This is a genomic window from Streptomyces sp. NPDC031225 (assembly GCF_055570355.1).
This window is the reverse complement of record NZ_JBVIHJ010000014.1, coordinates 67,169-90,294: the sequence shown is the minus strand read 5'-3', so window position 1 is coordinate 90,294 and position 23,126 is coordinate 67,169. Positions and strand designations below refer to the sequence as shown.

Genomic DNA, 23,126 nt, shown 5'->3' with positions numbered 1-23,126 from the left:
ATCATGCATGGATGAACCACCGAGATAACGCGAGGATGGTTGTTTGAATCATCCCTTCGGTGCCAGGATGGGGCTCCCCCGAGCCATCTCGTAGGAGCCCCATGCGCGTCATCTCCGTTGAGTCGACCGAGTTGTTCGTCGGCACCCCCGAGCAGCCGCTCCAGGTGGTGGCGGCCGGCATCGAGCACCTCCCGGGCCGCTCCGTCCGCGTCACCGTCGAGGGACGCGGCGTCGGGGAGACGGTGGTCACCGTCGGCGAGGACGGCACCGTACGCGCCGAGATACCGGTGACCGGCACCGGCGGACCGATCACGGTCACCGCGGCCGACGGCGACGAGACCGCGAGCGGCACCGGCGAGTTCACGGTCGCCGAGCCCGGCTGGACCATGTTCATGGTCAGCCACTTCCACTACGACCCCGTCTGGTGGAACACCCAGGGCGCCTACACCGAGACCTGGGACGTCGCCGACGACCCGGCCGGCACCGGCCTGCCGGCCCGCACCTTCGACTCACGCGGCCAGTCGGGCATGAGCCTGGTCCGGGCCCACTCCGACCTGGCCCGGCGCGACCCGGCATACACCTTCGTACTGGCGGAGATCGACTACCTCAAGCCGTACTGGAACGCCTTCCCGGAGGAGCGGGGCTTCCTGCGCGAGCTGATCCGCACCGGCCGTGTCGAGATCATGGGCGGCACCTACAACGAGCCGAACACCAACCTCACCGGCGCCGAGGCGACCGTACGCAACGCGCTGTACGGCGACGGGTACCAGCGCGCGATCCTCGGGGCGTCCCCTCAGACCGCCTGGCAGCTGGACGCGTTCGGGCACGACCCGCAGTTCCCCGGGCTGATGGCCGATGCCGGGGTGACCTCCAGCTCGTGGGCGCGCGGGCCCTTCCACCAGTGGGGGCCCACGCTCTCCGTGTTCGGCGAGGAGCCGCGGGATCCGCAACGGATGCAGTTCCCGGCCGAGTTCGACTGGATCGCCCCCTCGGGGCGCGGGATCCTCACCGCGTACATGGTCAACCACTACGGCGCCGGCTGGCGGATCGACAACGCGCCGACGCTGTCCGAGGCGGAGGCCGAGGCGTTCAAGCTGTTCCAGGGGCTCAAGAAGGTCGCCCTCACGCGCAACGTGCTGCTCCCGGTCGGCGGGGACTACGCGCCGCCGTGCCGCTGGGTGATGGACATCCACCGGGACTGGAACGCCCGTTACGTCTGGCCGCGGTTCGTCTCCGGCATCCCTCGGGACTTCTTCGCCGCCGTGCGCGCGGAGTTGGACGCCGAGGGCCGCAAGGCCTCGCCGCAGACCCGGGACATGAACCCGGTCTACACCGGCAAGGACGTCTCCTACATCGACACCAAGCAGGCCCAGCGCTACGGCGAGACCCTGCTCGCCGACGCGGAGGCCTGGGCGACGCTCGCCTCGCTCGTCACCGGTCACGCCTATCCGGACGCGGCCCTCGACAAGGCCTGGCGGCAGCTCGTCTACGGCGCCCACCACGACGCCATCACCGGTTCCGAGTCGGACCAGGTGTACATCGACCTGCTCACCGGCTGGCGGGAGCTCGTCGACCTGGCCGAGACCGTGCACGCCGACGCGACGAAGGCCCTGGCCGACCGGGTGGAGCCGGGCACCGGACCCGATCTGGTGGTCTTCAACTCCTCGACCTGGCAGCGGCAGGACGTGCTCACCGTCGACGACCCGGGCCTGGTGCCCGTCGGCGACGACTTCCAGCCGCTGCCCGCCGTACGCGAGGAGGACGGCAGACTCACGGTCGTCGTACCGGAGGTACCGGGTCTGGGGCTGAAGACCCTGCCCCTCGCGGCCGGTTCCGTCCCCCGGTGGACGCCCGGCGAGGGTGCGACCATCCGCAACGAGTTCTACGAGGTGACGGTCGACCCCGCGCGCGGCGGCGCCGTGAGCGGTCTGCGCGCGCTCGCGGAGGGCGGCCGGGACCTCCTGCCCGCCGGTGACATCGGCAACGAGATCGTCGTCCAGGAGGAGTTCGCGAGACACCCCCGCTTCGGCGAGGGCCCCTGGCACCTCACCCCGACCGGAACGACCGCCGCCCGCAGCGGTGACGTACCGGCGGAGATCGATGTCGAGCACTCCCCGGCGGGTTCACGCATCACCGTCCGCGCCGACCTCGGTCTCTTCACCTGCACCCAGCGGCTGACCCTGTGGCGGGGCGTCGACCGGCTCGACCTCTCCACCACCGTCGACGGCTACGACGGCGCCGACCGCCTCATCCGGGTCCGCTGGCCCTGCGACGTACGGGGCGGGCTGCCCGTGCACGAGGTCGCGGACGCCGTGATCGGGCGCGGGTTCGGGTTCGTCGACGTGGACAGCGAGCAGTTCCCGTGGACGCTCGACAACCCGGCCCACACCTGGTTCGGGCTGGGGTCCACGGCACGGGTCGCGCTCAAGGACGACTCCGGCACCCTGCTCGGCCAACGGGCCTTCGGAGTCGCCGAGTTGGTGTACGCCGACTGGGAGGAGGCCGGTGAGCTGGGCGCCCCCCTCGCGGCGGCCCTCGTCCGCTCGGGTGTCACCGCGACCTCGACCATCGCGGGCGGCCCCCGCTACGGCGACCTGGAGATCGACTCCAACCTCCCCGACATCCGGATCGCCGTCGGCGGTCCCGAGCGCAACACCCTGGTCGCCGAGGCCCTCGCCATGGACCCGGCCGCCGACCGCGAGGTGCGCCGACAGGTCGCCGAACGGGGCGTGGCGGCCGTCTGGGTCGCACCGCGCGCCTCCCTGCGCGAGGAGTGGGTGCCCGGCGCCGACCTGCGCGACCTGGAACGGCTGCCGCTGCTGGTGATCGCGGGCGCCGACCCCTCGGGCGACGCGAAGGCGGTCGACACCCTGATCGCGGACCTGGACGACTTCACCGTCACGGCCACCGCGGCCGGCGGCGGCGAGGCGCTGCCGCCGGGCGACGCCTGGGACGGGCGCGGCTTCGCCGTCCTGAACCGCGGCACACCCGGCTGCGTGGTCACGACCTCCGGCGACCTCTACATGTCCCTGATGCGCTCCTGCACCGGCTGGCCGTCCGGCGTCTGGGTCGACCCGCCCCGCCGTACCACCCCCGACGGGGCGGGCTTCCAGCTCCAACACTGGTCGCACACCTTCGAGTACGCCGTCGTCGCGGGCGCCGGTGACTGGCGGGACCTCGAACTCCCGGCCCGGGGACACGAGTTCAACCACCCGCTCACCGCCCGGGTGCGCGGCGACGGTGGGACCCCGCTGCTCCCCAGGAAGACCTCCCTGCTGGAGGTGGAGCCGGCCCGCGAGGTGATCCTCGACGCCCTCAAGCCGCTGGGCTCCCCGCTGGCCCGGGGCAGCGCGGCACCCGTGGATCCGGGGCGCGGGGTCGTGGTCCGGGTGCACGAGGTGAACGGACGCCCGGTACGGGCCCGGGTGCGCGGACCGGTCGCGTGGACGGAGGGCGCCCGCGCGGACGTACTGGAACGGCCCGGGGAGTCACTGGCACCCGACGGCGAGGGGACCCTGGAGACGGCTCTGACCGGCTTCGAGGTGGCCACCCTCCTGGCCACGCCCCCGCAGGCGCCCGAGCCGACGACCGACCCCGGCGTCGCCGCCCACGAGCCCGCGCAGCCCGTCCACACCCGGTACTGGCTCCACAACTCCGGCCCGGCCCCACGCGGCAACATGCCTGTGTCCGTCTACGTCTCCCCCACCGCCCTCACCGCCACCGGCCCCGTCACCGCGACCGTCCGGGTCGGCTCCGAACTCACCGACACGTCGGCGGCCGGCACGGTGGTCTTCGAGGTACCGCCCGGCTGGTCCGCCGAGCCCGCCGAACTGCCGTACGCGCTCGCCCCCGGCGGGTTCTCGCTGGCCGAGGTGACGGTGACACCGCCGCCGGACGCCGCGCCGGGACGGCACTGGCTCACGGCGAGGCTGTCGTACGGCGGCCAGACCTACGAGGACGTCGTCGGCCTCGACGTGCCGGGCGGTCCGCCCGCCGGGCAGGGGCTGACGTGCGAGCTGGACGCCGACCGGGTCACCGTACGCAGGGGTGAGCGGGCTCAGGTTCCGGTGAGCCTGCGGAACACCACGCGGGGCCCGGTCGGCGGACAGCTGTGGGCGGTGTCGTCCTGGGGCACATGGCCGGGCGTCGGCCCGGGCCTCCAGGGCTTCACGGTGCCGGGCGGCGAGCGGCTGGAGTCCGTCATCGAGGTGGACGGCTCACTGATCCCACCGGGCTCCTACTGGCTGATGGCGAAGGCCGCGTGGAACGGCCACGTCGGGTACACGAGGGCGATCCCCCTGGAGGTGACTCCGTGACGCCCGAACACGCCGCACTGATAGACGGCGACCCGATCCCGGCAGAACGGGTGAACTCCTTCCTGGGAACACCCCCTGGGGGCGCGGGGAACGGCGCGACCAGCCACGACGAACCCGCACCCGCCCGACGACCCCCCGAGGCACCCTCCGTCGCGAGACAACGCCGCCGCTGGGCCACACAAGTGATCGTCACCGACGAACTCGCCCGAAGGGCCTGCGCCGACCGGGGCCTGGACGTACCGGAAGAGGTGTCACCCGCCTCCGTCCTGGCCGTCGCCGAGACAGACGTGGCAGACCTCGGCAGCATCGTCGCCGCGGCGCTGGCCCACTCCCCCGCCGCCCGCACTCTCCTCGCCGCCCTGGAAGCCGAGCAGAGGGTCCCGGAGACCGCCGTACGGGACTACTACGACCGCAACCAGGACCGCTTCCTCACCCCGGCGGCGTTGAGGCGAGGCGTCACCCCCTTCGACGGGGCGGCCCCGGAGGACGTACTGCCGTACGAGGCGGTCCGCGAGGGCATCTCACGTGAACTCCACCGTGCGGCCGGCCGCCAGGCCTTCTTCGGTTGGCTGGACCAGGCCCGCAGCCACGTGACCTACTCCCACGGGCACGAACACCCCGGCGACCCCTCGCACCCGGACCACGAACACCGTCACTGATCTCGTACGGAACCTAAACGCAACACGGGAAACCATTGACCTCCGATGAATTCTGGTCCACCTTTTCATCAATCGGAGTCGGAGTTGGTTCATTGAACCAGCCGTGGAGGGCATCACATGCGCGCAAAGAGACTGACCCGCACCCTGACCTGTATCGCCGCCCTGTCGCTGACGGCCGCGGGCTGTGGCCTGTCCGGGGGCGGATCCGACAGCGGTGACGCCACCGCCGGCGGCTGCAAGGTCGACAAGGGCAACGTCGGGTCGGGCAAGCTCACCGGTGAGGTCAAAGGCAACATCACCTTCCAGACCACCAACCTGAAGAAAGACTTCGGGGACTTCTTCAACGGAGTGATCAGCGACTTCGAGAAGGCCCACCCCGGCACCAAGGTCAAGTGGATCGACGACCCGGGTGACAACACCTTCACCAGCCGGACCGTCGCCGACGCCCAGGCCTGCACGATGGCCGACGTCATCAACGTCAACGCGCCGACGGCGACCGCCCTCACCAAGGCCGGCTACCTGCTCGACATCGGCACCAAGGACCCGGGCGCCGTCAAGCCCTTCGTCCCGTCGTTCTGGAAGACCGCCACCTTCGCCGACGCCTCCGGCAAGTCGATCCACACCACGCTGCCCTGGTACACCGGCGGTGTCCTCCTGACATACAACAAGGACCTCCTCGACAAGGCGGGTGTCGACCCGGCGAAGCCGCCGACCAGCATCTTCGGGCTCTTCGCCGACTACGAGAAGGTCGCAAAGGCCGCCGACGGCAAGTACTTCGCGACGATGGCCAACCCGATCTGGCGCATCCCCGCCGACTTCGACCAGATGGGCATCAAGGTCCTCTCCCCCGACGGCAAGTCCGCCGTCTTCGGCGACGACCCGCGCACCACCCAGTGGGTGGCGTGGATGGCGAAGCTGTACAAGGAGGGCGCGATGCCGAAGGATTCCCTGTCCTCCAGCAACGACCCGTCCACGCTGTACAGCCAGGGCAAGGTCGCGTACGGCTCGACGAACCCGAGCTTCGTGCGGTTCGTGAAGCAGAACAGCCCGTCCGTCTACGACAAGACGGCCGTCGGCCAGCAGCCCTACGACGCGCTCGGCCGCGCCTCCGCCGGTGCCCCGCAGTACATCTCGGTCGCCGCGACCAGCAAGCACGCGCCGGTCGCCCTGTCGTTCGCGGAGTTCCTCACCAACGCCGAGAACCAGACGGCCTGGTGCAAGGACCCGGACGTGGTGATCTTCCCGACCACCACCGAGTCGCTGAACGACCCGTTCTTCCAGAACGTCACCGGCAGCGACCCGTTCTCACAGGCCCGCAAGCTCGTCGCCGACCAGCTCAAGACGGCCTCCACCAACCAGACCAGCCTCTCCCCGGCCGTGCAGAACGCCATCGTGTCCCAGGTGCAGCTGGCCATGCAGGGCAAGAAGAGCGCGGCGGATGCCGTGAAGGACGCCCAGGAGAAGTCGAACGAGCTGCTGAAGCAGGGCAGCTGACGGTGACGGCACAGACCATGAAGCCGGCGTCCGGCGTGGCGGAGTCCCCGACCCCCACGCCGGGCCCGGGCCCCTCCCGCCTCCGCCGACTCGCCAGGGCCGCGCTGCCCGGTCCCGCTCCCGGGGCCAACGGCGCGGCCATGTACCGCCGTTGGTGGCTGCCGTGGCTGTGGACCGCCCCCGCGATAGCGTGCGCGGTCATCTTCGGGGTGTTCCCGTTCCTCAACACGGTCCTGCTGTCGTTCACCAACGCCAAGCCGCTGGGCGGCACCGCGGGTTTCGTCGGACTCGACAACTACACGCGGATGCTCCAGGACGACGACTTCTGGCTCGCCACCCGCAACAGCGTCCTGTACGCGCTGATCGTCGTGCCGCTGATGGTGCTGCTGCCGCTGATGCTGGCCGTCCTGGTGGAGAAGAACCTGCCCGGCATCGGCTTCTTCCGCTCCGCCTTCTACACCCCGGTGCTCGCCTCCAGCGTGGTCGTGGGCCTGAGCTGGCAGTGGCTGCTCGCGGACGACGGACTGGTCAACACCTGGCTCCAGAAAGCCCACTTGATCAGGTCGGCGATCCCGTTCCTCTCGGACTCCTGGCTGATCCTGCTGTCCGCGATGGGCCTGACCCTGTGGAAGGGCCTCGGCTGGTACATGGTGTTCTACCTGGCCGCCCTCGGGAACGTGCCCAAGGAACTGCACGAGGCAGCGCAGATGGACGGCGCCGGTGCCGTGCGCCGCTTCTGGCACATCACGGTCCCCGGTGTACGGCAGGCCATGATGCTCGTCGGCACCCTCACCGGCATCGGCTCGCTCAGGGTCTTCACCGAGATCTACATGCTCGGCAGCTCCACCGGCGGCCCCGGCGGCGCCGACCGCACCCTGCCGTTCTACATCCGGGACGTGGGCCTGGACCCGATCACCGGCAACGCGGGATACGGCTCGGCCGTCAGCGTGGCCCTGTTCGCGCTCACGCTGGGGCTGACCCTGCTGGCGCAGCGTCTGACCAAGGAGGACGAGGCATGAGCACGGCTCTGGACAAGCGCCGCGTGGTGCCGCGCTGGCGTGACTACGGCCGCCCGCGCGAGCTCGTCGTCCGCTATCTGCTGCTCTTCCTGGTGCTCGGCCTCACCGTGGGCCCGCTGCTGTGGCAGCTGCTGGCCTCCCTGAAGGGCACGAGCGAGGACGTCTTCGGCGCGGACGCCACCCTGCTGCCGCACCACCCGACGCTGCGCGCCTACCGGACGGTCTTCGACCAGGTGCCGGTGTGGTCGTACATCAAGAACAGCCTGATCGTGGTCGCCCTGTCGATCACCAGCCAGCTGGTCTTCTCCACCACCGCCGGCTACATGCTCTCCAAGCCCGCCTGGAAGGGCCGCAAGTCGGTCTGGGTGGTGCTGGTCGCCTCGATGATGTTCCCGTTCGAGTCGATCATGGTGTCGCTGTTCATCAGCATCCGCGACCTGGGCCTGGTCGACCACCTGGCCGGTGTGTGGCTGCCCGGCTTCGTCGGCGCCATCAACGTCCTCCTCATGCGCGGCGCGTTCCTCGCGGTCCCGCGCGAGATCGAGGACTCGGCCATGCTCGACGGCGCCAACGAGTGGCAGCGCTTCCGGTACCTGTATCTGCCGTCCGCGTGGGGCGCGATCCTCGTGGTCGTCATCAACACGTTCATCAGTGCCTGGGACGACTTCCTGTGGCCGCTGATCGTGCTGCGCTCCGAGAGCAACATGACACTGACGCTGGGGCTTTCGCGGCTGCAGAGCTCGTCGTTCGGCTACGACCAGCGGATGGTCATGGCCGGTTCGGTGATCTCGGTGGTCCCGGTGCTGCTGCTGTTCGTGATCACTCAGCGGTGGTTCTACAAGGGCGTGTCGTCGGGGGCCGTCAAACTCTGACCCCGTACGTCGAGCGCCTCGCGGGCCGACGCGGCGACCCTGATCTCGACCGTGCCGCCGATGCCCTCCAGGGGCAGCGTGACCGTACGGCGCTCGCCCGGCGCCAAACCGACACCCTCGAACGCGCACAGTTCGAGGGTGCGCGGCCAGGTGGCGGCGATCAGGCGACGCAGATACACCTGGACGACCGAACGCCCGTACCGGGCACCGGTGTTGGTGACGTCGACGGTGACCGTCGCGCCGTCGGTCGTGGGCTCGCCGTACGCGAAACTCGTGTACGAAAGACCGTGCCCGAAGGAGTACCGCGGCTCGGCGCTCTCGTCGGCGTATCCGCCGTACTCGGTGTCCTTGTGGTTGTAGTAGACGGGGAGCTGGGCCGCCGAACGGGGGACGGACACGGGCAGCCGGCCGGCCGGTTCCGCGAGCCCGAGCAGGATCTCGGCGATCGCCTCGCCGCCCCACGGGCCCGGGTACCAGGCGGTGAGCAGCGCGCCCGCGGTGTCGGGCACGACATGCGGGCGGCCCTGGACCAGGACGACGGCCGTGGGCGTGCCCGTCGCGACGACGGCGTCCAGGAGCGCGTACTGGGCCCTGCCGAGCCGCAGCCCTGCCAGGTCGACGCCCTCGCCGCAGGTCATCTCGGACACGGCCGACAGCGCGGCCCCGTTGGTGTCGAACTCGGTCTCGGGGGTACGGGCGCTGCTGCCGCCCAGCACCAGGACGGCCAGGTCGCAGGCGGCGGCCGCGGCAACGGCCCCGGGGATCCCGGAGAGGTCGTCGCCGGTGAGGGCGCAGCCGCGGGCGTGGCGGATGTCGGTGCCGGGCGGTGCGAGCCGCCGCAGGGCGTCGAGGACGCTGCTTCCGGTGCCGGGGCGCTGGGGAGCCGTGTAGTCGCCCGACTGGTGGGCGGTGGTGGCGGACTGGGGGCCGATGACGGCGATGCGGGCCACGTTCTCGCCGACGGGCAGGATGCCGTCGTTGCGCAGGAGTGTCACGGCGGCCCGGGCGAGTGCCCTGCTGAGGTCCCCGCTGCCGGTCGGCGCGGTCGCGGCCGGCCGGCGTCCGTCGAACAGCCCCAGGCGGAACTTGAGCCGCAGGACGCGGGCGACGGCGGCGTCGAGGGTCTTCTCGCTCACCAGACCGCGCTCGACCGCCTCCTCCAGATGTGTGAAGCCCTCGTCCCAAAGGCTCAGGTCCACACCGGAGTTGAGGGCGAGGGCGCCCGCTGAGACCTTGTCGCCGGTGATGCGGGCCAGCCGGTCGACGGCGAGGCCGTCCGCCATGACGAGCCCTTCGAAGCCCCAGTCCTCGCGCAACAGGCCGGTGAGCAGGGCGCGGTTGCCGGAGCAGGGCATCCCGTCGACCTCGTTGTACGCGGCCATGACGGCGGCGGCGCCCGCGCGGACCCCGGCCCGGGCGGCGGGGAGGTGGATCTCGCTCAGCTCACGCCAGCCCAGTTCGGACTCGGCGGAGTTGCGGCCGCCGACGGTGGCGCCCTGGCCTGCGAAGTGCTTGAGGACGACAGGGGCCTTGTCGGGGGCGAACTCGGCGTCCGGGCCCTGCATGCCCCGCACCAGCGCCCGGGTCAGCCGGGCGGCCAGGTGGGGGTCCTCGCCGAAGCACTCCTCGGTGCGGCCCCAGCGCGGGTCGCGGGCGATGTCGAGGGCGGAGACGAGGGCCACGTGGCCGCCGCGGGCGCGCAGTTCGGCGGCGGCGTGGGCGGCGGCACGTTCGTACAGGTCGGGGTCCCAGCTGGCGCCGATCGCCAGGTTGACGGGCAGGACCGTGCCGTCGAGGGCCATGAGGCCGTGCGGGACCTCCTCGACGAACAGTGCGGGGATGCCGAGCCTGCTCCGGTCCACGACATGCCGCTGCACCAGCTCGGCGAGCGCGGTTCCGTCCTCGGCGCCGGGTCCGCTCCCGTGCGTCACGCCGGACCAGGCGTCGGCGCGCTGGAGGCCGTACAGGGCGCCGAGCCCCTCGAAACGGTCGGTCTCGGCGCGCAGCGCGTCGGTGAGTTCGAAGCCACCGTCGGGGGTGCGGCGGTAGGCGTCCCAGCCGTACATCCGCTGGTTGAGCTGGCCGACCTTCTCCCGCAGGGTCATCCGGGCGAGGAGGTCGCTCACCCGGGCGTCGACGGCGGCGGTGGGATCGCGGTACACGGCGTCACTCATGACCGGTGCGCCAGACGGGCGAGAGCGACCGCGCCGGGACACCCGTCGGCCACCCAGTCGAGGCTGAGCCCGTGCGCGTGGAGCCCTTCGGTCAGCGGGGCCGTGAGCGGGCCCTCGGGTCCGAGGAGCCCGCCCGTGGCGACGATCCGCTCACCGGGGCTCGGGTCCAGCGCCCGTACGGTGTCCAGCAGATGGCCGGCCGCCTCGCCGAGGATCTCCTGGGCCACGGCGTCCTTCTCGGCGGCCGCCTCGGCGACCAGCGGGGCGAAACGCGCCAGCCGGATCGGCGGATCCGCCATCACGGCGGGCAGCAGATGGCGGCGGAAGTCCTCACGCCGGGCGCGTGACCAGCCGGGGACCCCGGTGAGGTGGGGGGCGGTGTCGCTCGGCGTGACGGTGCCGCCGTGGTCGTACGACGGGATTCCGCATGTGGGGAGGACGTCGACGGGCAGGCCGAGGGTGCGGCCGACCCAGCCGGCGAGGATGGTCGCGCGGCCGCGGCCGTCGGCCATGCGCAGGGCGGCGCGTACCGCGCTGCGGCCGATCCAGAAGCCGCTGCCCTCGTCGCCGAGGAGCCAGCCGTCGCCGTCCACGGTGGTCGTGGCGTGCCGGCCGGTGATGCGCATGGCGACCGCGCCGGTGCCCGCGACCAGGGCGAGGCCGTCGGCCGGGGTGCCGGGGGCCGAGGCGAAGGCCGCCTCGATGTCGCTGCACACGCCGACCGGGACGGCCGGGACGCCGAGGCGGCGCAGGGCCTCGGTGAGGGCGGTGCGGGCCCGGACGGTGCCGGGGTCCTGCGCGGAGGCGGCCGTGGCGCCCGCGAAACCGCCGGTCACGGCGACGACCCGGGCGCGCACCGGCTCGGGGACCACCTGGGCGAGCGCTTCGGTGAGGTGCTCGGTGAGCTGCGGGAGGGGCACGGTGAGGGCGTTGCCGGGGCCGCCTGCGGACTCGTCCAGCACCCGGCCGTCGGCGGCGTCGGCGAGGACCGCGCGGGTGCGGGTGCCGCCGGCGTCGAGGCCGATGACCAGGCCGCCCGATTCGTGGTTCAAATAATTACCCATCGATGACTATGGTGATTGATACATTCGCCCAGGACAAGAGCAGGACCAGGGCAGAACAGCCGCGGACCGAGGTCGGACCGGGCCGAACCCGAGGAGGATCCCATTCCCACGCTCCGCTTCGGCGTCAACTACACGCCCCGCCACGGCTGGTTCCACGCCTGGCACGACTTCGATCCCGGCCGCACCCGCGAGGATCTCGCCCAGATAGCCGGGCTGGGCCTCGACCACATCCGGGTCTTCCACCTCTGGCCGCTCCTCCAGCCCAACCGCACGCTGATCCGCACCGCCGCCGTCGACCAGCTGGCGCGGCTGGTCCACCTGGCGGCCGAGGCGGGCCTCGACGTCATGGTGGACGGCGTGCAGGGCCACCTGTCGAGCTTCGACTTCTACCCGGAGTGGACCCGCAGCTGGCACCACCGCAACGTCTTCACCGACCCGGAGGCCATCTCGGCCCAGGCGGACCTGCTCCGCACGCTCGGCCGCGCCCTCGCCGGCCACCCGAACCTCATCGGTCTCCAGCTGGGCAACGAGCTCAACAACCTCATCGAGCACAACCCGGCGACGGCCGGCGAGGTCGACCACTACCTGGACTCGCTGCTGGCCGCCGCGCGTGCCGGCCTGGGCCCGGCCGGCCTGGTCACACACTCGGCGTACGACGCGGCCTGGTACGGCGACGACCACCCCTTCACCCCGGAGGCCTCGGCCCGCAAGGGCGACCTCACCACCGTCCACCCGTGGGTCTTCTCCGGCGGCTGCGCCCAGCTGTACGGCCCGCGCTCCCCCGAGGTCCTGCACCTCGCCGAGTACGGCACGGAACTGGCCAAGGCCTACGCCGAGGATCCGTCCCGCCCGGTGTGGATCCAGGAGACGGGCGCCCCCGAGCCCCACATCCCGGCCGCCGACGCCCCCCACTTCGCCCGCGAGACGATCCTCAACGCGTCGGGGTGCCAGAACCTGTGGGGCGTGACGTGGTGGTGCTCCCACGACGTGGACCGGGCCCTGTCCGACTTCCCGGAACTGGAGTACACGCTGGGGCTGTTCGACGCGCAGGGCAGGCGGAAACCGATCGCGGAGGCCGTGGCGGCGACGGTGGCGGAGCTGCGGACGGGCCCCGCGCTGCCCGAGCCCCGCGACACGGCCCTGGTCCTGGACTGCACCGCGTCCACCCGGTCGGTGTCGGGCCCGGGCGGGGCGTACTTCGAGGAGTGGATGGGCCTGCGCCGGCAGGGCGTCCGCCCCGCGGTGGTACTGGCGGAACGGGCGAAGGACGCCGGGTACCTCGCCGCCCGCGGAATCCACAAGCTCATGTAGAAGGTCGTGCGGAGGTCGTGAGGGCGACGGGGCACCGGCTGCCGGGCTACGCCCACCGGGCGAGTTTCACGCTCGTCCCCTGCCCCCCGGGGAGCGCGACAAGGCTCCGCAGCCGCACCTACGGCCTGGCGCCCAACACCTCTGCCATCGCCCGCAGATTGGCCTTCCCGCGCCCGTACGAACACAACATCGCGCTCTCCTCCGGCAGGCCGGTGGCAACCCGCACCGCCCCCGGCCGCCGGGCCACGAGCGCGTCCCGTACACGGGCCTGCCAGGGATACAGACCGGCATCGCACGTGGCCACGACCAGCGGCGCGGCTCCGGTCCTGACCAGGATCTCCTCGACCACACCGTCCGGATCGGCCGGCTCCCCGGCGACCGCCGTGCCCGTGGCCGTCGGGTCGACGGCGAGCACCTCGGTCAGCAGATCCTCCCCGCCCCAGTTGAGCGCGGGGTGCGGGGCCGGGAACAGGTCCACGACATGCGCCCCCGACACGGCTTCCGGCACGGCATGCCCGCGTACGGCACGCCGGGCCGCCTCCAGTCCGGCCTCCGCGTCCCACGCCGTGACCATCGCGTCCGGTGTCGCATACCGCTCGACCAACCGCTGCACCCGCCGGGCGGCCTCCCGCACCCGTTCCTCGCCCAGCACCCCGTCCCGCAGCGCCTCCAGCACGGCGTCGCGGCACTCCAGGCTGACCCCCAGATCCGGTACGGCGACGATGACCTGGTCCGCCCCGGCGGCCAGGGCGATGCGCGCGCCCGCGGCCTCCCCGTACAGGTCGGCGATCGCCTTCATCTCCAGCGCGTCGCTGACCAGCACCCCGTCGAATTCGAGCTCGTGCCGCAGCAGGTCACCGAGGATGCGCCGGCTGAGCGTCGCAGGGCGGTTCGCATCGAGGGCCGGGAAGACGACGTGTGCGCTCATCAGCATCGGCACCCCCGCGGCGATCGCCGCCCGGAAGGGTCCGAGGTCGAGTTCGTCGAACGGCCGCGGGTCCACGGCGAGTTCGTGGTGGCTGTCGGTGACGGTGCCGCCGTGCCCGGGGAAGTGCTTGGCGCAGGAGGCGACGCCCCGTGCCTCGGTGGCCGCGATCCAGGCGGCCAGGTGCCGGGAGACCAGGTCGGGGTCGGTGCCGAAGGCGCGGGTGCGCACGATCGGGTTGTCGGCCTGCCGCTGGATGTCGGCGACGGGGGCGTAGGAGGCGGTGATGCCCAGCGTGGCCAGGTGGCCGGCGAGCGCGTCGGCGCAGCGGGCGGTGAGGTCGAGGTCGTCGACGACACCGAGGGCGTAGGAGCCGGGGACCTCCGGGGCACCCGCGGCCACCAGGTGTCCGATGCCGCCGCCCTCGTTGTCGATGGCGACCAGCAGGTCAGGGCGCAGTGCCCGCAGGGTGTCGGTGAGCCGGCGCACCTGTTCGGCGTCGCGCACGTTGCGGGTGAACAGGATGACCCCGCCGAGCCCGCGGTCGATGAGCCGCTTCAGGGTGTCGGGGACGGCCGTGGTCCCTTCGAACCCGGCGACGAGACAGCGGTGTGCGGCCTCGTCGAGGTCGACGGGGAGTGCGGTGCGGGCAAGCGGGCGCTCGGTGTGGGTCACTCCTGGAATCCTCTGGCTCACCCAGCCGAAAGTCAACACACCCATGGCTGGACCATTCACATGAGGGGACGCGCAGTCGCACCGACCCGCCGGTGCCGGTGACGCCCGAGGTCCGGTCCGGTGAGCGGCGATCCGGCCCAACCCGTCCCCGGAGAACGTTAGTTGCCCGGACTCGGCCGCGCCGGAGGTGTCCGGCGGGTCGCCGCAGCGGGCCCGCTACGGGAGGCCTCTGCCGGTGCGGAAGGTCTCACCGACGAGCTTGGTGGACAGCAGCGGCTTCACTCCCGGCGCAGGAGGTGTGCGGGGGCAGGGGGAGACGCGCGGTCAGCAGGGGGAGACGCGCGCGGTCAAGGGAGTCATGCCGGGTCGTGGGGTCACACGGTCAGCCAGGCGCGGATCGCCGCGGCGGTGGGGCCGGCGTCCTGGTGGACGACGGTGTAGTGGTCGCCGGGCACGTCGGCGCTGTCGTGGGGCAGCGGCCAGTGCGGCAGCCAGTCCCCGTCGGCGTCGATGCTCCGCATCTCGGGGGTCGGACGGCCTCGCAGCAGCAGCGTGGGCACAGGGCCGGGGGCACGGACCGGGGTGGGTGACGGTCCGGAGGGCGCTGTGGGGTCCCATCCCTCCAGCACGCGCGCATAGCCGCCGCCCGCGATCAGCAGCGAGTCGTCGAACTCCTCGACCACGTCGTCCGGCAGGGCGGCCCCCGCGGCCATCAGGGCGAGTGCGCGTGCGTCGCCGCGCCGCAGCAGGCCCGCGTGGGAGTCGATCAGGACGGCACCGGCCGTGGGCTCTCCGGCACCGGCCAGATGTCGGGCGACCTCGTGCGCGATCACCCCGCCCGCGCAGTAGCCGACCAGCACCACGGGGCCGCCCCGGGCGATCTCGCGCACCGCGTCGGCATGCGCCCGCACCAGCGTGTCCATCGAGTCCGGGACCGCCCTGCGCGCCCCGAACCCGGGATGCTCCAGCAGGATCAAGTCCCTTTCCCCGTCGAACTGTCGGGCCAGTCCGGTGGGCACGCGGTGGAAGGGGGCGAGGTAGTCGGGGACGTACACCAGAGCCGCAGCGGTACGCCCGCCGGCCGCTCCCGCGTCGCCGCCACGGGCGAGCCGGACGGGCTCGACGGTGTGGTGGGCGCGGTCGGCGGCGGTGAAGGAGGGCAGGGCGTACGAGGCCACGTACCGCAGGGTCATCGCTTCCAGCGGACCCTGCTCGCGCAGGACACGGTGATAGACGGCACTGAACCCGTAGGAAGGGGTGGGGAGTTGCCCCGCTGCCTCCGGGTCGGCGCTCTCCGGTGCGGCCGGCACCCCGGGTCCGGCCTGCGTCCCGGGTCCGGCCGGCACCCCGGGTCCGTCCGAGGCCTCCGTGCCGGTGTCCGGCAACGCGCCCGCGTCCCGCAGCGCGGCAAGGACGTGCACCGCCAGCGCCTTGAGCGTGGGGTGTTCGAAAACGACCGACGGCGCCAGCCGCACCCGCGTGAACGCGCTGAGCCGGTTGCGGAACTGAAGGGCGGTCAGCGAGTCGAAGCCGAGCTGTCCGAACTCCCGGTCGGCGGGGAACGCGTCCGCGTCCGGGAAGCCGAGCACCGCCGCCAGTTCGGTCCGCAGCAGACCGGCCAGCACGCTCTCGCGGTCGGCGTCGGGAGTGGCCAGGAGCGTCTTGCGCCAGGCACCGGGAGCCTGGTGGGCCGCCGACGCGTCGGGCGCCGGGGCCGGGCCCGCCGGAAGCAGGTCCCCGAGCACCGGCGGCACGGCCGGGCCGCCCGCCGTCACCCGGCCGAACGGAACGGTTACCAGCACCGGTTCCGCCGTGCGCAGCGCGGCATCCAGCAGTTCGACACCCTCCTGCTCGGTGACCGCGGGCACCCCGCCCTCGGCGAGCAGGTCCGGAGCGACCCGGCCCGCCATGCCCTCGTCGTGCGCGGTGGTCCACGGACCCCACGCCAGGGACTGCGCGGGCAGGCCCCGGGCGACCCGGTGGGCGGCCAGCGCGTCGAGGAAGCCGTTGGCAGCCGCGTAGTTGGACTGCCCCGGCCGGCCCAGCACACCGGAAACCGAGGAGTACAGGACGAACGCGACCGGCTCCAGACCCTCGGTCGCCTCGTGCAGATGCCAGGCGGCGTCGGCCTTGGGCGCCAGCACCCCGGCGACCCGTTCTGGCGTCATCCCGTCCACCACGCCGTCGTCCACCACTCCGGCCAGATGGAACACGGCGGTCAGGGGCGGCTCGCAGGAGGCGACCAGCGCGTCGACGGCGGCCCGGTCACTCACGTCACAGGCCACCACCCGCACGCGCGCGGGCAGTTCGGCCGCCCAGTCGGGGGTACGGCCGTGGCGGCTCGCCAACAACAGGTGCCGTACGCCGTGTTCGGCCACGAGGTACCGGGCGAGGCTCGCCCCGAGCGCGCCGGTGCCGCCGGTGACCAGCACGGTGCCGTCGGGGTCGAGGGCGAGTGGCCCGGCCGGCACCGAGGCCGCTGTGGTCAGCCGGGGCACCAGGACCGTGCCGTCGTGCAGGGCGAGTTGGGGTTCTCCGGTGCGCAGGGCCGCTTCCAGCGCGGCAGGCGTGGCGGTACCGCCGCGGAGGTCGACCTGCACGATCCGGCCGGGGTGCTCGGACTGGGCGCTGCGCACGAGTCCGGCCACCGCGGCCTCGGCCGGGTCCGGGTCGTCGCCGGTGGCGTGGTGGGTGAGCACCAGCAGCCGGCCCGGGCGGGCGTCGGCGACCCAGTCGCGTACATGGGCGAGCACGGCCGTGACGAGGTCCCGGACGCGGCCCGGCATGTCCGGGGACGGGTCGGCCGACAGGTCTGCCACGTCGAGCAGTTCGTGCGCGGTGTCGGCCTGGCCGGTTTCCGTCGCGGGCCGCCAGGTCACCTTGTACAGCTCCGCTGGCCGGACCTTCGTCACCCGGGTGACCAGGGACTCGACGCCGGCCAGCGGGCGTCCGTCCGTGCCGGTCAGCGTCACCCGGACCTCGTCCGGCCCGAGCCGTTCCAGACGCGCCCTCGCCCTGGTGGCACCGGTCGCGTGCACGGTGACCCCGGTGCAGGCGAGCGGGACGCGTACCTCACCCGATCCGGCGCCGGACCCCTCGGCGAGGAGCGCGGCGTGCAGTGCCGCGTCGAAGAGCGCGGGATGCAGGGCGTAGGAGCCGGCGTCGGACGCCTCCGACGGCTGCAGCGCCAACTCGGCGAAGATCTCGGTGCCTTGCCGCCACAGCGCGGTGACCGCGCGGAAGGCCCTGCCGTAATGGTGTCCGTGGGCGGCGAGCCGCGGATAGTCGACCGCGACCTCCTCGGCGCCGACAGGAGGCCACGGCCCGGACGGAGCCGCCTCGCCCGCGACCGCGGATGCGTCCCGGTCGTCCTGCCCGGCCGGCCGGGCGACCGTCGCCGTGGCGTGCCGGGTCCATGGTCCCGCCGTGTCGGCCGTCCGGGCCCACACCGTGACCCGCCGTTCCCCCTCCTGGTCCGGGGCGTCGGCGACCACCTGGATCCGCACTTCGTCGGACGCGGGCAGCACCAGCGGTTCGTGGAAGGCGAGTTCGGACAGCCGTGCGGAGCCGGTCGCCGCCCGGAGGGCCAGTTCGGCGTACACCGTCGCGGGCACCAGCACCCGGTCGCCGACCACATGGTCCGCGAGCCACGGCTGACGCACGGTGGACAGCACACCGCTGTACCGCGTCCCGGGCCCGTCGGCGTCCGGCTGCCCCTCGCCGACGAGCCCGTGGCCGTCGCCGCCATGTTCCTGAGGGACGTCGAGCCCCTGAGGGACGTCGAGCCAGTAGCGCTGCCGCTGGAAGGGGTATGTCGGCAGCGGACGCCGCCGGGCGCCGGTACCGGCGTACACGGACCGCCAGTCCACCGGCACGCCGTGCACATGCAGCTCCGCAAGGGCCACGGCCGTGTCGGCGCCGCGGGTGAACAGCGCCCCGGAGTCCGGTTCGACGCACTCCTCGGCCGCCGTGCTCAGCGCCGCCGACGGGCCGGCCTCCACGTACGCCGTCGCTCCCGCCCGCGCCGACCACTCCACCGCGTCGGCGAAGCGCACGGTCTCGCGCGCCTGCCGTACCCAGTACTCGGTGGTCCGGACGGCGTCCGGCTCGGGGCGGCCGGTCAGCGTCGACACCACCGGCAGGGACGGCCGGTGGTAGGTCACCGACTCGGCGACCTCCCGGAACCGGTCCAGCATCGGGTCGATCAGCGGCGAGTGGAAGGCGTGGCTGACCCGCAACCGGGTCGCCGTGCGCCCGAGTCGGGCGGCCAGTGCAGTCACCACCGTTTCGTCGCCGGACAGCACCACGGACTCGGGTCCGTTGACCGCCGCGACGGCGACGCGGGCGCCGGGCATCTCGTCGAGGCACTTCACCACGTCGGCCAGCGGCGCCCGTACGGCGGTCATCGCGCCGCCCGCGGGCAGTTCGGCCATCAGCCGGCCGCGCGCGGCCACCAGCCGCACCGCGTCGGTCCGCGAGAACACCCCGGCGATGTGGGCGGCGGCCAGCTCGCCGACGGAGTGTCCGATCAGGAAGTCCGGTCGGACACCGCAGTCGGCGAGCAGGGCGTGCAGCGCGACCTCGTAGGCGAACAGGGCGGGTTGGGCGTAGTCCGTGCGGTGCAGGAGGTCGCTGTCGGGGTCGTCGATCACCTCGCGCAGGGGGCGGTCGAGCAACGGGGTGAACAGGTCGCACAGTTCGGTGAAGACCGTGTCGAACACGGGGTGGGCCGCGGCCAGTTCTCGTCCCATCGCGGTCCGCTGCGCACCCTGGCCCGGACAGAGCAGTGCCACCTTGGGGTTGCCCCGCGCGATGCCCTTGCGCAGCGCGGGACCTTCGTCGCCGTCGGCCAACTCCCGCAGACCGGCGAGGAGTCCACCGGCGTCGGCGGCGAGCACGGCGGCGCGGCGGGGCAGTGCGGCCCTGGTGGTCGCGAGCGAGTACGCGACGTCCAGGGCGCCCGTGTCGCCGTCCACGTCGGCCAGCGCGACCGCCAACTCCCGGGCGTGGGCGCGGAGTCCGGCCTCGTCGCTGCCGCTGACCAGCCAGGGGAGGGTGCCTGGCAGGCCCGAGCGGACGTCCCCGGAGTCCTCCACCGCATCCTGCGGCTGCCGGGGTTCCTCGATGATCACGTGCGCGTTGGTCCCGCCGATCCCGAACGACGAGACCGCCGCCCGGCGCGGCCGGTCCCGCGCGGGCCAGGGCCGGCCCCGGTCCAGCAGCCGTACCGCTCCCTCGGACCAGTCGACGTGCGGTGACGGCTGCTCGGCGTAGAGGGATCTGGGCAGGGCGCCGTGGCGCATCGCCTCGATCATCTTGATGACGCCGGCCACTCCGGCCGCGGCCTGGGTGTGCCCGAAGTTCGACTTGACCGACCCCAGCCACAGCGGGTCGTCCGGGTCGCGGTCCTGGCCGTAGGTGGCCAGCAGGGCGCCTGCCTCGACGGGGTCGCCGAGCGCGGTCCCGGTACCGTGGCCCTCGACGACGTCGACGTCGGCGGCGTCCAGTCCGGCGTCGGCCAACGCCAGCCGGATCAGCTCCCGTTGGGCCTCGCCGTTGGGGGCGGTGAGTCCGTTGGACGCGCCGTCCTGGTTGACGGCGGAGCCGCGCAGCACGGCCAGTACCGGATGCCCGTTGCGACGGGCGTCGGACAGCTTCTCCAGCAGCACCAGGCCGACGCCCTCGGCCCACGCGGTGCCCTCCGCGCCGTCCGCGAACGACCGGCAGCGCCCGTCCGCCGCCAGCCCGCGCTGCCTGCTGAACGCGACGAACGGCTTCGGACTGGTGAGGACGGTCACCCCGCCTGCCAGCGCGAGCGTGCACTCGCCCGCCCGGAGCGCGGTGGCGGCCAGGTCCATGGCGACGAGGGAGGACGAGCAGGCCGTGTCGATGGTCAGGGCTGGTCCGCGCAGGCCAAGGACGTAGGAGATCCGCCCGGAGGCCACGCTGCCGGAGGAGCCGACGGCGAGGTGCGACTCCAGCGCGTTCGGCGGCATATCGGCGCCGTATCCGCCGTGCATGAGGCCGACGTAGACGCCGGTGGCGCTGCCGCGCAGCGAGGGCGCGGGGATGCCCGCGCGCTCCAGCGTCTCCCAGGCGACCTCGAGGAGCAGCCGGTGCTGCGGGTCGGTGGCCGTGGCCTCGCGCGGTGAGATACCGAAGAACAACGGGTCGAAGTCGGCGGCGTCGGTGAGGAATCCGCCGCGTCGGGTGTACGTCGTCCCGAGCCGGTCGGGGTCGGGGTGGTAGAGGGCGTCGACGTCCCAGCCGCGGTCGGCCGGGAACTCCCCGGTGGCGTCGACGCCGTCGGACACCAGCCGCCACAGGTCCTCGGGCGAGTGCACCCCGCCCGGGTAGCGGCAGCCGACGGCCACGATCGCGATCGGTTCGGCGGCGGGACCGCGGGGCGGGAGTGTCGTCGCGCGGGTGCCGCCGAACAGGCGATCGTCCAGGTGCGCGGCGACCGCGGCGGGGGTCGGGTGGTCCCAGACCAGGGTGGCGGGCAGCCGCAGTCCGGTGCGGAGACCGAGCCGGTGCCACAGGGTCATCGCCCCCATGGAGGTGAGCCCGAGGTCGGCGAAGGCGGCGTGGGGGTCGATCGCCGCCGCGTCGGTCACGGGCGCCTCACGGCCGACGGCCGCCCGGCCGGCGGAGGGAGCCGTGGAGGCCGCGGCCTGTCCGCCGGCCGCAGGTCCACCGGCCGCGAGCGCCCCGCCGATCGCGGCGGTCTCCGCACACACCAGTTCGGTCAGCGCGGCCCGTCGTTCCCCCGGTGTCCGCTCGGCGAGGCCCGCGAGTGCCTCTTCGGCCGGGCGGGCGGCGAGCCCTTCCCGGAGGACGGCCCGCCGGGGCTTGCCGGCCGCGGTGCGGGGGATGGCCGGGGTGAACAGGATGTCGTCGGGCACCTTGTGCGCGGAGAGCACCTCGGCGCAGGCCCGCAGCAGACCGCCCGTGTCCAGGGCCGGCTCCCCCGGTACGACGAACGCGACGGGGACTTCACCGAGCAGCGGATGCGGCCGTGCCACCACGGCAGCGTCCAGCACTCCGGGCAGCCCGCACAGCACCTGCTCGACCTCCACGGGGTCGACGTTCTCGCCCCCGCGGACGATACGGTCGTTCGCGCGCCCGGTGACGGTGAGGCACCCGTGCTCGCCGAACCGCCCCAGGTCACCGGTGCGGTACCAGCCGTCGCGGGCCGCCTCGCCCCCGCCGTGAGCACCGGGCCCCTCGTGATAGCCGAGCATGACGCCCGGCCCGCGCACCCAGATCTCCCCTTCGGCGCCGACGACCTCCGCTCCGCTGCCGGGGTCGACGAGCCGCACCTCCATGCCGGGCAGCACGGTGCCGCTGCTCCCCCGCACCCGCGGTCCCGTCAGCGACTCCATCGCGATCTTGCCGCAGGTCTCGGTACTGCCGTACCCGTCGAGCAGCGGCGCCCCGAAGCGCCGCTCGACCCGCTCCCGCAGCTCCGGGCCGCTCGGTGCCCCGGCGGTCACGCACACCCGAAGCGAGGGCACCTCGCCCAGTCCGGCGTCGAGCAACTGCTGGTAGGTGAGCGGCACTCCGCCCAGGACGGTCGGCTCGTACTGCTCGATCAGCCGTACCAGTGCCGCCGGTTCGCGGTTCGCGGTGATCCGCGCGCTCGCTCCCACCACGGTCGTGCCGAGCACGCAGAGCGAGTGGGCGTAGGTGTGCGAGAGCGGCAGCGGCCACAGCAGCCGGTCGTCCGCACAAAGGCCCAGCCGGGGCACATAGCAGGCGACCGGCGACCACAGTGCGGACCGCTGGCTGGCGACGGCCGCCCTGGGGGTGCCGGACGTGCCGGAGGTGTAGAGCAGCCAGGCCGGCTCGTCCAGACCGAGGTCGTCACGGGGAGCGGGTGAACTGCCGTCCGCCACAAGGTCGTCGAAGTGCTCCACACCCTCCGGGGCGGGCCCCTCTCCGGTGACCACCAGTCGCGGTGACCGCTCTCCGACCACACTGGCGATCCGCGCCAACTGCCGCCGGCCGACCACCAGTACGTCCGGGTCGCAGTCGGCGAGCAGCGCCGCGAGTTCGGCGTGGGTGTGCCGCGCGGGCTCAGCGGCACACCCACGGCGGCGGCCCGGACCGTGGCGAGCAGTCCCTCGACCAGTTCCACGCTGTTGTCGAGGCAGAACGCCACCCTGGCCCCGCGCCCGACGCCGAGCGCACCCGCCAACCGCCTTGTCCGCAGCTCCAGTTCGGCCCAGCTCACCTGCCGCCGGTCGTCGGCGAACGCGAGCTTGTCACCGTGGCGAGAGGAGTTCTCGACCAGCGACTCCACCACCGGCCGGACCTCGACCACTCCCCCGACCCGCATCGGGCCTCCCTCCGGATCACCGAGTCCGCACCGTATCCCGCCGACGCGGCCGACACCGCATCTCAAGTGGGCTTCGGACAACCGGAGTCGACCGGATCGAGCCACCAAGGCAGGCCCGGCCGGGGGGAGTCGGCCGAACCGGAGCGGGACAAGTCACGACGGGGGGCCACCGAGCGCCGTCGGCCTCCCGCCCGGCCACACAGCGACGCGCCGTACGCACACGCGTACGGCGCGTCGGCCACCGACGACCTGTCGTCGGCCCGAGTCCGTGTCAGC

The 23,126-nt window shown here is 73.2% G+C and carries 10 protein-coding genes and 1 pseudogene; 6 read left to right on the top strand and 5 right to left on the bottom strand.

The window, feature by feature from the left end:
- Positions 1-101 precede the first annotated feature (101 nt).
- The 5 genes from ACZ48Z_RS23975 to ACZ48Z_RS23955 all read left to right on the top strand — a co-directional run bounded on the left by ACZ48Z_RS23975 (position 102) and on the right by ACZ48Z_RS23955 (position 8,360).
- Positions 102-4,316, top strand: coding sequence for a glycoside hydrolase family 38 N-terminal domain-containing protein (locus ACZ48Z_RS23975; protein WP_468737906.1), 4,215 nt, complete (start codon positions 102-104; stop codon positions 4,314-4,316).
- A complete protein-coding gene (locus ACZ48Z_RS23970) occupies positions 4,313-4,975 on the top strand; it encodes a peptidyl-prolyl cis-trans isomerase (RefSeq protein ID WP_468737905.1) in 663 nt (220 codons plus the stop codon). Before ACZ48Z_RS23975 ends, ACZ48Z_RS23970 begins: the two co-directional genes overlap by 4 nt.
- Before the next feature lie 117 nt (positions 4,976-5,092).
- Positions 5,093-6,469 (top strand): extracellular solute-binding protein, encoded by a 1,377-nt coding sequence (locus tag ACZ48Z_RS23965; RefSeq protein WP_468737904.1) that lies wholly within the window; start codon positions 5,093-5,095, stop codon positions 6,467-6,469.
- Positions 6,470-6,486: 17 nt separating this feature from the next.
- Entirely contained in the window at positions 6,487-7,488 is a 1,002-nt protein-coding gene (locus ACZ48Z_RS23960) for a carbohydrate ABC transporter permease (RefSeq protein ID WP_468738046.1), read from the top strand.
- On the top strand, positions 7,485-8,360 hold the full coding sequence (locus ACZ48Z_RS23955; RefSeq protein ID WP_468737903.1) for a carbohydrate ABC transporter permease: 876 nt from the start codon (positions 7,485-7,487) through the stop codon (positions 8,358-8,360). Before ACZ48Z_RS23960 ends, ACZ48Z_RS23955 begins: the two co-directional genes overlap by 4 nt.
- On the opposite strand, the gene ACZ48Z_RS23950 is transcribed toward ACZ48Z_RS23955, so the two are convergent.
- The gene (locus ACZ48Z_RS23950; protein WP_468737902.1) at positions 8,324-10,534 is read right to left on the bottom strand and encodes a glycoside hydrolase family 3 N-terminal domain-containing protein; all 2,211 of its coding nucleotides are present in this window, start codon (positions 10,532-10,534) and stop codon (positions 8,324-8,326) included. The genes ACZ48Z_RS23955 and ACZ48Z_RS23950 overlap by 37 nt on opposite strands.
- A complete protein-coding gene (locus ACZ48Z_RS23945) occupies positions 10,531-11,598 on the bottom strand; it encodes an N-acetylglucosamine kinase (RefSeq protein ID WP_468737901.1) in 1,068 nt (355 codons plus the stop codon). Before ACZ48Z_RS23945 ends, ACZ48Z_RS23950 begins: the two co-directional genes overlap by 4 nt.
- Positions 11,599-11,613: 15 nt before the next feature.
- Between ACZ48Z_RS23945 and ACZ48Z_RS23940 the strand changes: the two genes are divergently transcribed.
- On the top strand, positions 11,614-12,909 hold the full coding sequence (locus tag ACZ48Z_RS23940; RefSeq protein ID WP_468737900.1) for a glycoside hydrolase 5 family protein: 1,296 nt from the start codon (positions 11,614-11,616) through the stop codon (positions 12,907-12,909).
- A gap of 118 nt (positions 12,910-13,027) precedes the next feature.
- Here the strand turns inward: ACZ48Z_RS23940 and ACZ48Z_RS23935 are convergent, their stop codons facing one another.
- From ACZ48Z_RS23935 to ACZ48Z_RS23925, 3 genes and pseudogenes are all read right to left on the bottom strand, one after another.
- Positions 13,028-14,509: a glycoside hydrolase family 3 protein gene (locus ACZ48Z_RS23935; RefSeq protein WP_468738045.1), complete on the bottom strand. Its 1,482-nt coding sequence runs from the start codon at positions 14,507-14,509 to the stop codon at positions 13,028-13,030.
- 374 nt (positions 14,510-14,883) lie between these two features.
- Positions 14,884-22,524: an SDR family NAD(P)-dependent oxidoreductase gene (locus ACZ48Z_RS23930; RefSeq protein ID WP_468737899.1), complete on the bottom strand. Its 7,641-nt coding sequence runs from the start codon at positions 22,522-22,524 to the stop codon at positions 14,884-14,886.
- A gap of 119 nt (positions 22,525-22,643) precedes the next feature.
- Positions 22,644-22,850 (bottom strand): annotated as a pseudogene (locus tag ACZ48Z_RS23925) (AMP-binding protein); the annotation flags it as partial.
- Between the last annotated feature and the right edge of the window lie 276 nt (positions 22,851-23,126).